General features: G+C 38.1%; 12 protein-coding genes. 8 read left to right on the top strand and 4 right to left on the bottom strand.

The genetic code is table 11. The features are described from left to right. The first annotated feature begins 197 nt into the window (after positions 1-197). A complete protein-coding gene (locus Q0983_RS14975) occupies positions 198-995 on the top strand; it encodes a CPBP family intramembrane glutamic endopeptidase (protein WP_299555036.1) in 798 nt (265 codons plus the stop codon). Positions 996-1546: 551 nt separating this feature from the next. Here the strand turns inward: Q0983_RS14975 and Q0983_RS14970 are convergent. From Q0983_RS14970 to Q0983_RS14955, 4 genes are all read right to left on the bottom strand, one after another. Continuing rightward, the gene (locus tag Q0983_RS14970) at positions 1547-2563 is read right to left on the bottom strand and encodes a cytochrome d ubiquinol oxidase subunit II (RefSeq protein ID WP_299555033.1); all 1017 of its coding nucleotides are present in this window, start codon (positions 2561-2563) and stop codon (positions 1547-1549) included. Positions 2564-2565: 2 nt separating this feature from the next. Beyond that, on the bottom strand, positions 2566-3873 hold the full coding sequence (locus Q0983_RS14965) for a cytochrome ubiquinol oxidase subunit I (protein ID WP_299555030.1): 1308 nt from the start codon (positions 3871-3873) through the stop codon (positions 2566-2568). A 78-nt stretch (positions 3874-3951) separates the two neighbouring features. After that, positions 3952-4374, bottom strand: coding sequence for a DoxX family protein (locus Q0983_RS14960; protein ID WP_299555027.1), 423 nt, complete (start codon positions 4372-4374; stop codon positions 3952-3954). 58 nt (positions 4375-4432) lie between these two features. After that, positions 4433-6076: a carboxyl transferase domain-containing protein gene (locus Q0983_RS14955; RefSeq protein WP_299555024.1), complete on the bottom strand. Its 1644-nt coding sequence runs from the start codon at positions 6074-6076 to the stop codon at positions 4433-4435. 155 nt (positions 6077-6231) lie between these two features. On the opposite strand from Q0983_RS14955, the gene Q0983_RS14950 reads away from it, so the two are divergent. The 7 genes from Q0983_RS14950 (at position 6232) to ettA (ending at position 11575) form a co-directional block, all read left to right on the top strand. Further along, a complete protein-coding gene (locus Q0983_RS14950) occupies positions 6232-6588 on the top strand; it encodes a DoxX family protein (RefSeq protein ID WP_299555021.1) in 357 nt (118 codons plus the stop codon). Next, positions 6589-7119 carry an NAD(P)H-dependent oxidoreductase gene (locus Q0983_RS14945; protein ID WP_299555018.1) on the top strand — a complete coding sequence of 177 codons (531 nt, stop codon included), beginning with the start codon at positions 6589-6591 and terminating at the stop codon, positions 7117-7119. Positions 7120-7239: 120 nt separating this feature from the next. Beyond that, the gene (locus tag Q0983_RS14940) at positions 7240-7677 is read left to right on the top strand and encodes a MarR family transcriptional regulator (protein ID WP_299555015.1); all 438 of its coding nucleotides are present in this window, start codon (positions 7240-7242) and stop codon (positions 7675-7677) included. A 22-nt stretch (positions 7678-7699) separates the two neighbouring features. After that, positions 7700-8596 (top strand): pirin family protein, encoded by an 897-nt coding sequence (locus Q0983_RS14935; protein WP_299555012.1) that lies wholly within the window; start codon positions 7700-7702, stop codon positions 8594-8596. Positions 8597-8748: 152 nt separating this feature from the next. Then, positions 8749-9465 (top strand): pirin family protein, encoded by a 717-nt coding sequence (locus Q0983_RS14930; protein WP_299555009.1) that lies wholly within the window; start codon positions 8749-8751, stop codon positions 9463-9465. Positions 9466-9574: 109 nt separating this feature from the next. Continuing rightward, the gene (locus Q0983_RS14925; protein ID WP_299555048.1) at positions 9575-9751 is read left to right on the top strand and encodes a CAL67264 family membrane protein; all 177 of its coding nucleotides are present in this window, start codon (positions 9575-9577) and stop codon (positions 9749-9751) included. Between the two features lie 132 nt (positions 9752-9883). After that, positions 9884-11575 carry an energy-dependent translational throttle protein EttA gene (gene ettA / locus Q0983_RS14920; protein WP_299555006.1) on the top strand — a complete coding sequence of 564 codons (1692 nt, stop codon included), beginning with the start codon at positions 9884-9886 and terminating at the stop codon, positions 11573-11575. Positions 11576-11587: the final 12 nt, after the last annotated feature.

The raw sequence follows: 11587 nt of genomic DNA, 5'->3' as shown, positions 1-11587 counted from the left end.
AAGTTGGGCTGTAAATTTGAAGTGGATGAACTTTGGACTTTTACAGGTAATAAAGGTAATGTTACCTGGATTACTTATGCGTTGGAAAGAGAAACAAAGTGCGTTGTTGACAAAAAAAATAAAGCCAATAGGAGTATTGATTCTATTAAACGAGAAATTAAAAAACGACAAAATTAATATCCAAAACGTTGTAATGAATGCAAAAATCAAGTAAAGGAATAATATTATCCATAATAATAGCCATTATATATTATTTGATTTTATATTACTTAAGTTTTGGTCTGATTAAATTAGCTATAAATAAGCTACCTGAGGAAAACTATAATCTATTAATAATAACAAAGCCAATATCTTATCTAATAATGATAATATTGGCTTTGATAACATACAAGGTTATAAGCATTAAAATAAAGCTTTATGACATAAAAATTAATTTGAGAGATATTCTATTAGTAATCCTGTTAGCTTTACTATTGAGAGTTTTTAACGACTTTATTATAAACTTTGAATACATATTTTCTAAGAAAGATTTTAGCTATACCAAAAGAGAAGTTCCAATAAATATTAAATTTTGGAGCAATACTGTATCATCAATTATTCTTGTTCCTGTTCTTGAAGAGTTAGTTTTTAGAGGGTTGATTTTTAGGATTTTAAAGTCTCGCGTCAATTTAATCATCTCAATTATTCTTTCGAGTCTGTTGTTTGCAATAGGTCATATTAATCCACTTGAAATAAATTATGGTCCGTTCATAAAAGCATTCATTTTGGGTATTGTTTTGGCTATATTTTATACGAAATACCGATTAGAAGGAGTCATTTTATTGCACGGATGTTATAACTTAATCATTCTTATTGTTGGGATATACTATTATAATTATATGACTTTAATAGAATTTATGGGATTTGATTGGAAGTATTGGCTATTTATTATAGTGTCAATGATTGGAATTATATATGTGATAAGAAAAAAACTAATTAGTACATCTAACGATTAAGGAGTATCACAAATTCAATGACAGTGTCATCTTTAAAACAATCCACTCTTCGGAGTGGTTTTTTATGCATAGACTTTTTTGGTTTTAAAATCCCTTAAAGCCATATCAATCATATTAAATATAAACGCCCTGTTCTCATCTGATAGTTCAGAGATAAGTTCCAAGCGTTGGTAGTGTCCCAAATTAGGACATAACCCAAAAATTATAATTAAATACTTGAAAAACAGTGGTTAACAGAAATGTTGGCTGCTGTTTTTCATTATAGGTATGCATCACTGACAAATAGAACATGTCTTAAACCTTGTTTAACAAGACATTAATAAATCGTTGGGGGGAATTAGGGCATGGAAGGGTTTACAGGTATTGTTTCCTTATCAATTAATATATCAGATAACGAGAATATTTCATACATATACTTTAGGTATAGATGAAGATATGATCAAAAGATATGTTTGTCACCAGGAAAGGGAAGAAAAACAAAAAGCAGACAATAGTCAAAACTATAAATGCTTTTAGAGTTTAATCAAAGCCACCATTTTGGTAGTGGCTATTTATTCCAAAATCTTTATCATTTTAAACGATTTTAACAGGTGAAACAGGCCAGGGAGTATTATGGTACCTCCAATGATCAGGGCTATTCCCAACACTTTAATGACTTCCTTTGTTGCAACTGCATCCAGTATACTCAAGGTTTTATCTGACGTAATTATTAAATCCGGAAATTGGGACACAAAAGCGGCCAGTAAAATCAAAACTACCTGTATACCTGCCAGGGTCCTGGTTTTAATGCTGCTTTGATTCTTAATACTTCTTAAAAGAGGCAGGATGATTAAAGCAGAAAGCACAATTAATACGATACTGTATGGGCTTTTAACGAAGTTCAATACAAAGGTTTTTTCCTGTAAATAGCCAATGGAAAGTACCATAAAACCTAATAGTATCACTGTAATAGTGGTGATCCTTGCTTTTTTGACATACCGTTTTCTTTCTTCTTTATCGGCCTCTCCAATCAATAGAATACTGGCTAAAAAAGCACAAATCCCAGCAAAAAAGAGTCCGATACTCAATGAAAATACGTTAAACCAGGACCCTATATAAGCCGTATAAAAACTGGCTGTTTCTAAATTTTCGGTTACCCTTAATTTCCCCGAAATCAAGCCGCTAAAAGTGATTCCTAAAAATATGGGTGTTAATAAGCTGGAAACTCTAAACATCCAATCATATAGCACTTGTGTTTTGTCTTTATAAACGTCGTAATGCCTGAAAACAAAAGCCACACCTCTTAAGGTGATCCCTAATAAAATCAACGTTAACGGAATGTGTAGATACACAACAAGAATGTTATAAAACCCCGGAAAGCCTACCCATAGAATAACCACCACAATGATGATCCATATGTGGTTGGCTTCCCAAACAGGGCCGATCACTCTGTAAACCGTTTTTTTGGTAACAGTCCTGTTTTGTTTGGAGGACAGAAGCTCAACGATCCCTGCTCCAAAATCAGCTCCGGCCAACAGTACATAAAGTAATAATGAAAATGCTAAAAAGAATAAAACAACGTAGAGCATATTTAATGGATATTGGAGTTATTCAGGAACTTTATTTGTCTAATCATCAACCAGGTAACGGCAATAGACAAGGTGCCATACAGGACTAAATACATATAAAAACTATAAACAATACCGGGCATAGGCGTCACGGCATCTTTGGTTTTCATTACGTTATGAATGATCCAGGGCTGCCTGCCAACTTCGGTAACTATCCAGCCGGCTTCCAACGCCACAAAGCCTAAAGGCGCCAGTAAAAAGAAGAACAACCAATAGCGCTTATGGGTCCACCATGACCGCTTTTTCAAACTGATAAAAAACAGGATGCCTGCAACCATGAGTAATGTACCGAGTCCTACCATGACCTGAAACGCATAATGCACCATGGCTATATTTTTAGGTTTTACATCATCGGGAAAATCGTTTAAACCTTTTACTTCGGCGTTAAAATCTCCAAAAGCTAAAAACGACAGTGCTTTTGGTATTTCAATTTTATGGGTAACTTCCTGTTTATCATTATCAACAATGCCACCTATATATAATGGTGTTCCTTTTGTTGTATGATAATGGGCTTCCATAGCCGCCAGTTTAACAGGTTGTCTTTTGGCTATATCTTTAGCAGAAAGGTCACCACTTATAGGCTGTAAAATAGCCGCAACAGCACCGAATGTTATGGCTATTTTAAACGCTTTCTTATGTAATTCCACCTGCCTTTTTTTATAGATTTGAAAGGCATGGATCCCGGCTACGGCAAAGCCGGTAGCCGTAAAGGCTGCTAATGTCATATGCAAAGCCTGGGTAAACCATGCAGGATTTAGCAAGGCTTTAATAGGGTCAATATTTGTAAACACGCCATTGGCATAATCAAACCCCGAAGGCGCATTCATCCAGCCATTGGCAGAAACCACTAAGATCCCGGATGCCACACCCGCTATACCTACGATCACCCCGGTAAACCAATGAAACTGCTCCGGTAATTTTTTCCATCCGTATAAATAAAAGCCCAGGGCTATGGCTTCAACAAAAAAAGCAGCACCTTCCAGTGAAAAAGGCATACCTATGATGGGGCCGGCGTGTTTCATAAATTCCGGCCAGAGCAATCCTAATTCAAACGATAGGGCCGTACCCGATACGGCACCGGTAACAAAAAAAATGGCAACACCTTTTTGCCATGATTTTGTTAATGTTAAATAAACGGGGTTTTTTGTATTGAGCCATTTTTTATGAGCGACTACCATAAAAAAGGGCATTACCATACCAATACAGGCAAATACGATGTGGAAAATAAGTGTAAAAGCCATTTGCAGTCTGGCTGCATCCAGGTTATCCATTATAACATGCTTTTGAAGTACCACAAAGATACTTCTAAAGCATGAAATTTCCAGCTAAAAGAAGAACAATATTGACTATTATTTCTGCATTTTAAAATAATAATCCAGCGAACGTTTTCCCGAACCATAAACCAGGAAAAAGCCACAAACTAATAAGGTAACAATGGCTAAGGTTAGGTTAGTGCTATGCATTTCTCCAACAAAATTTATAACAATGGCGCCGATAAGTATAGGTAATTGCGCTAAAATAGCCCATCGGGTTAATAAGCCGGTGGCTATGAGCATGCCTCCTATAAAATGTGCCGGTGCTACATAATGGATCATGATCATACCGCCTGCCATATTCTGAATTGGCTTAAAAAGTTCTGCCAGCATTGCGCTATTTCCCATAAAGTCTATTCCCTTTATAAAAAGGAATACGCCCAGGGCTATGCGTACAATATCAAGAGGTAAATAGGTATGCCTATTTGCCCATTTGTTTAATACTTTTATTGTTCCCATGACTTGTAAGTTGATGATTTCTAGTCATAAGATACGAAAAAATAAAAAGAACCGGAAACTAAACCTGCAAGACGCCCAGGTTAAACGGTTTCTCAATAGGAGCATGATCAGCCGCTTCAATACCCATACTAACCCATTTTCTGGTGTCTAATGGATCTATGATAGCATCGGTCCAGATCCTGGCAGCTGCATAGTACGGTGATACCTGATTATCATAGCGATCCTTGATCTTTTTATAAAGGGCTTCTTCTTTTTCTTTGGTAATTTTTTCACCCTGTTTTTCCAATGACGCTTTTTCTATTTGCAGTAACACTTTGGCAGCAGAATTTCCACTCATAACGGCTAGTTCTGCACTGGGCCAGGATACGATCAACCTGGGATCATAGGCTTTACCGCACATGGCATAATTGCCGGCACCATAGCTGTTTCCTATGACTACTGTGAATTTTGGCACAACAGAGTTACTTACTGCATTTACCATTTTAGCACCATCCTTTATAATACCGCCATGCTCACTTTTACTACCTACCATAAACCCGGTGACATCCTGTAAAAAGAGGAGTGGAATTTTCTTTTGATTGCAATTGGCTATAAACCGAGTAGCTTTATCGGCACTGTCATTATAAATAACACCACCAAATTGCATTTCACTGGGTTTTGTTTTGGCGCCTTTGGTTTTTACGATCTGCCGTTGATTGGCGACAATACCAACGGCCCAACCGTCTATGCGTGCATAAGCCGTGATAATGGTTTGCCCGTAGCCGGCTTTATACTCATCAAATTCAGAGTTGTCAACCAGGCGTTTAATGATCTCATACATGTCGTACTGGTCGGCTCGGCTCTTTGGTAAAATACCGTAAATATCTTCGGGATTTTCTTTAGGCTTTTTTGCTTCAACTCTATTGAATCCGGCTTTATCGTAATCGCCAATCTTATCAATAATGTTTTTAATAGTATCCAAAGCATCTTTATCGTCTTTGGCTTTATAATCGGTTACCCCGGAAATTTCACAATGCGTCGTGGCACCGCCTAAAGTTTCGTTATCGATAGTTTCGCCTATAGCGGCTTTCACCAGGTAGCTTCCTGCTAAAAAGATACTTCCGGTTTTATCTACAATGAGGGCTTCATCACTCATAATGGGTAAGTAAGCTCCGCCTGCCACACAACTCCCCATGACCGCAGCTATTTGGGTAATGCCCATACTGCTCATCACAGCATTGTTTCTAAAGATACGCCCGAAATGCTCCTTATCCGGGAAAATCTCATCCTGCATTGGCAAATAAACACCCGCCGAATCAACTAAATAGATAATAGGCAATCTGTTTTCAATAGCAATTTCCTGGGCCCTTAAATTCTTTTTTCCAGTGATGGGAAACCAGGCACCTGCTTTAACGGTGGCATCATTAGCCACTACGATACATTGTTTACCTTTAATATATCCCATTTTTACTACCACACCACCGGACGGACAACCGCCATGTTCAGGATACATGTCTTCACCGGCAAAAGCAGCAATTTCAATAGATTTCAAGGTGTCATCCAATAAATAATCAATACGTTCTCTGGCCGTCATTTTGCCTTTGGCATGATGCTTTTCGATGCGGGATTTTCCACCACCCAGTTTAACTTTTGCAAGCCTTTGGTTTAATTCTGAAAGTAAAAGTTTATTGTAATCTTCGTTTTTATTGAAGTCTATATCCATGTAGTCATTGTTTCATGCTAAAGTACAAAAGTTGTTATTTCTTTAAAAACAGAAGTGAGATTCTTAATAAAATCATAAAATTATATAACATGGAAATATATTCCTTGGAAAATAAATTTATTTGTTATATATTTGTACTATCAAAATGTAAAAAGATGAAAAGAGATAAGATTATATTTTATGTGGCAACAGGACTATTAAGTTTATTAATGTTGTTTTCGGTAAGCATGTACTTTTTTAAACATGAGGATGTTGCTGCCATGTTTACTAATTTTGGATATCCAACTTACATCATTTATCCTTATGCTGTGGCTAAATTGTTAGGGGTATTTGCTATCTGGAATCCTAATTTCAAAGCCATAAAAGAATGGGCCTATGCCGGTTTCTTTTTTGCGTTTGTTCTGGCCTTTTTTGCTCACTTTATGATTGGAGATGGTGAACAGGGCGGTGCACTACTGGCTTTTATCCTTTTAATCATATCCTATATTTTTAATAAAAGAATTAATAAATAAATGAAGAAAATTATAGCCTTTGCGGGAAGCAATAGTAAAGAGAGTATTAATAAACAGTTAGCGACCTATGCTGCCGGATTAGTTGAAGGTACGGATCTGACCGTTTTAGATTTAAATGATTACGAATTGCCTTTATACGGTATCGATTATGAGGTTGAACATGGTATTCCAGAGAATGCCAACAGGTTTTTGGAAGCGATTCAATCAGCTGATGGCGTGGTATTATCTCTGGCAGAACATAATGGTGCTTATTCAACGGCGTTTAAAAATATTTTTGACTGGATGTCCAGGATAAATGGAAAACTTTGGGCAGAAAAACCTATGTTGCTTATGGCCGCATCGCCTGGAGGCAGGGGAGGTGCCAGTGTTTTAGAAATTGCTAAGAATCGTTTTCCTTATATGGGCGGTAATATTGTATCAGAGTTCAGTTTACCGTTCTTCGGAACTAATTTTTCAGATGGAAAGCTCAGTGATGAAGCATTAAATGCTAAATTACTGGAACAAATAGAAGTTTTTCAAAAAGCACTGTAATAAGTAAGCAGTATACAGTAGCAGTAGGCAGTTATTAAGGATAATTAAGATAGAAAAAGTTGTATTATTGGGTAATTGCATCACAAAAGAGCTAAAGACTGCTTACTGAACACTGATAAGATGGGAGATATTTCAAAAGACATAAACTCAACCTTCATAAATAATAAAGTAAAAGCTTTAATAAATATTATTTATACGGCAAACTGGATCAATAGCCATCAGAATGAGTTTTTTAAACCTTTCGGCATATCACCTCAACAATTTAATATTTTACGCATATTACGTGGTGCGGGGGAACCCATAAAGGTGCAAACCATTAAAGAACGCATGATTGAACGGGCGCCTAATGCGACACGATTGATGGATAAATTATGTGCTAAAGAGCTGATCAACAGGCTACCTTGTCCCGGAGACAGGCGCGTGGTACATATTGAGATCACAGATAAAGGCTTACAGTTATTAGATGCTATTGACAAAGACTTTAAAGACGATTTGTTGGAAAACCTTACCGATGACGAGGCGAAACAGTTATCTAATTTATTGGACAAGATCAGATAAAAATTTTAACCAAATAGTTTCCATGGAAACTATTGCAAATGTAATTAAAATGAACCTAAATACAGTAAAAACAGTAGGGCGAAGTGATTTCGTCAATATGGGGCCCATTTTGTTGCGGCAGCCCATTCCAACAAAAACTATTGATAATATAGATCCGTTTATCTTATTACACCATTACGGACCTTATGAGATTTCTGCGGATAGCAATCCGTTTGATTTGGGACCACATCCACACCGGGGTTTTGAGCCTATAACATTTCTAATCCAGGGCGAACAATTACATCGGGATTCGTTAGGGAATGAAAGTGTGGTTACAGCTGGTGATGTGCAATGGACAACAGCCGGAAGGGGTATTATCCATGCCGAAGGCCCCAGAAAGGAATTTGTTGAAAAAGGTGGCACTTTAGAGGGGATTCAGTTATGGTTGAATTTGCCGGCAGCGAAGAAGATGATGGAAGCTAACTACCAGCATGAGAAACACGAGGATTTCAGAGTGGTTACATCGGCCGACAATAAGGTAGAAATTCGTGTTATAGCCGGAGCACTTGAAGGCGTATTCGGGCGTATTAAAACACAAACCCCTGTCAATGCTTTTATGATTGATATAAAGGCAGGTGGCGCGTTTCAGGTAGAAGTTCCCAAATCGCATCAATCCCTTATTTATCTTTTAAATGGTAGCACTGCCATAAATGATTCGGACGTTTTGGAACTCGATAAAAATCAACTCATTCAGTTCAACCAGGACGGTGACGGCTTTAGCCTTAAAGGCAATCAGGACAGTAAGTTACTATTCCTGTCAGGGGAACCGTTTAATGAGCCTATCGCTACTTATGGCCCTTATGTAATGAATACACAAACCGAACTATTGGAAGCCATGAGAGATTACCAGATGGGCAAAATGGGGTTTTTAGCCCCCTAACCCCCAAAGGGGGAACTCAGTATCCTTCAAGGTTTTTAAAATCTTGTAAAGCATACAAGAGAGGAAATTAAGTAAATAGTCAATAAGATTAAAATATTAAAACAAAGTTTAATTAAAAGAAGTCCCTCCTTTGGAGGGATTTAGGGAGGCCTATGAAAACAATAATTCACAAAGCAGAAACCAGAGGATTTGCAGATCATGGCTGGTTGAAATCGCATCATACGTTTAGTTTTGCGGGATATCAAGATCCGGAACGTATGAATTTTGGTATGTTACGTGTGCTAAATGATGATGTGGTACAGCCCGGGATGGGATTTGGAACGCATCCGCACCAGAATATGGAGATCATTTCCATTCCTTTGAAAGGAGCCCTTTCACATAAGGACAGTATGGGGAATAAACGCGCCATTGAAGTAGGCGAAGTACAGGTTATGAGTGCCGGTACGGGTTTGACACATTCGGAATTCAATGATAGTAGAACAGAGGAGGTAAACTTTTTGCAGTTATGGATCATTCCGGAAAAAACAGGGGTAGATCCAAACTATGAGCAACGTAAGTTTGATTCAGAAAATAAGAAAAACAAATTGCAAACTATTGTAGCCCCCAAAGATAAATTAGAGGGTGATGCCTTACCGATCAGTCAGCAAGCTTATATCTATAGAACAACTTTGGATGCCGGTAATTCGGTCTCTTTAGCTCAAAAGGACAGTAACAATGGGTTCTACGTATTTGCGGTTGATGGTAACCTTGAAGTTTCAAAGAATATAATAGAAAGTCGTGATGCCATAGGTGTCTGGGACACAGATAGTATAGAAATTTTGGCTAATGCGCATGCCGAAGTTATAATTATTGAAGTTCCCATGGTTTAGTCCGGTTAGAAAGGTTATTAATGAAAAAGCACCTGCAATTAGGTGCTTTTTTATTTAAAACTCCGATATTTGCTTTTCTTATTAATGATTAATAGTACTGATTATGGCAATGAATAAAAATACGGTGTTAGCCTGGGCAACGTGGATAATGATTTTGGTAGGGATTGGTTTGATTGCATTGGGTGCATTTAAATATGAAGAAGTGGCTGGTTACGGATTTGCCTCTGTAGGTATTGGTTTTTTTGCCATTGCCTGGGTATTCAATGCATTAAAAGGAAGGGTATAAATAACAAATTCCGGTGACTAAGGTGCCACACTGAGCTTGCCTGTGCTGAGCTTAGTCGAAGCATCGAGTGTTCTCGAGGTCACCTTTAACCATATGTGGTTTAGAGTGCCTTAACCACCAATAAACTTAAAAATGAGCGACGATAAAAAAATAATCTTCTCAATGTCCGGTGTTACCAAAACGTTTCAAAGCGCTAATACGCCGGTTTTAAAAAATATATATCTCAGTTTTTTCTACGGGGCCAAAATAGGGATTTTAGGTCTGAATGGTTCCGGTAAGTCCACGTTGTTAAAAATAATTGCCGGAGTTGATAAAAACTATCAGGGTGATGTGGTGTTTTCTTCTGATTATTCCGTGGGGTATTTGGAACAGGAGCCCTTGTTAGACGATGAAAAAACGGTTATGGAAGTGGTCCGGGAAGGCGCAGCCGAAACGGTTGCCATTCTTGATGAGTACAATAAGATAAACGACATGTTTGGTTTGGAGGAAGTGTATAGTGATCCGGACAAAATGGAGAAGCTTATGAACCGGCAGGCCGAACTTCAGGACCAGATTGATGCTGCTAATGCCTGGGAATTGGATACCAAACTTGAAATTGCCATGGATGCTTTAAGAACCCCTGATGGCGATAAGAAAATTGGGGTGCTTTCCGGAGGTGAACGGCGTCGTGTGGCTCTGTGCAGATTATTACTTCAGGAGCCGGATGTATTGTTATTAGATGAGCCTACCAACCATTTAGATGCAGAATCCGTACATTGGTTAGAACATCATTTGGCACAATATAAAGGAACTGTCATAGCTGTTACGCACGATAGATACTTCTTAGATAATGTGGCCGGATGGATATTAGAGTTAGACAGGGGGGAAGGCATTCCCTGGAAAGGAAATTATTCGTCCTGGTTAGATCAGAAGTCTAAACGCCTCGCCCAGGAAGGCAAAGCGGCTTCAAAGCGCCAAAAAACGTTGGAACGTGAGTTGGAATGGGTGCGACAAGGCGCTAAAGGACGTCAAACCAAGCAAAAAGCACGTTTAAAGAACTACGACAGGCTATTAAGTCAGGATCAGAAGCAACTGGATGAAAAACTAGAGATTTATATTCCAAACGGTCCGCGATTAGGCACTAATGTCATAGAAGCAGTTGGCGTAAGTAAGGGCTATGATGATAAGTTGCTGTATGAAGCTCTAAGCTTCAATTTGCCACAAGCCGGAATAGTTGGTGTTATCGGGCCTAACGGAGCCGGTAAAACTACCATATTCAGAATGATAATGGGTGAAGAAACTCCGGATAAAGGTGAGTTTAAGGTAGGTGATACCGCCAAAATTGCCTATGTGGATCAGAGTCATTCAAATATAGATCCGGAAAAAACCATTTGGCAGAATTTTAGTGATGAACAAGAGTTGGTCATGATGGGTGGAAAGCAGGTAAATTCCCGTGCTTATTTAAGCCGATTTAATTTTTCCGGCAGCGAACAAAATAAAAAAGTAAACCTGCTTTCAGGAGGTGAAAGAAACCGTTTGCATTTAGCCATGACACTAAAGGAAGAAGGTAATGTGTTACTTTTAGATGAGCCCACTAACGACCTTGATGTCAATACGTTAAGAGCACTTGAGGAAGGTTTGGAAAACTTTGCGGGGTGTGCGGTGGTCATTAGTCACGACCGATGGTTTTTAGATAGGATCTGTACCCACATTTTAGCTTTTGAAGGGGACTCGCAGGTTTATTTCTTTGAAGGTAGTTTTACGGAATACGAAGAAAACAAAAAGAAACGCCTTGGTGGTGATATCATGCCGAAACGAATAAAATATAAAAAGCTTGTTAGATAAAATGTTAAAAAG

It is taken from the genome of Seonamhaeicola sp. (assembly GCF_028281565.1).
Classification (GTDB): domain Bacteria; phylum Bacteroidota; class Bacteroidia; order Flavobacteriales; family Flavobacteriaceae; genus Seonamhaeicola.
This window is presented reverse-complemented; position numbering and strand designations above follow the sequence as displayed.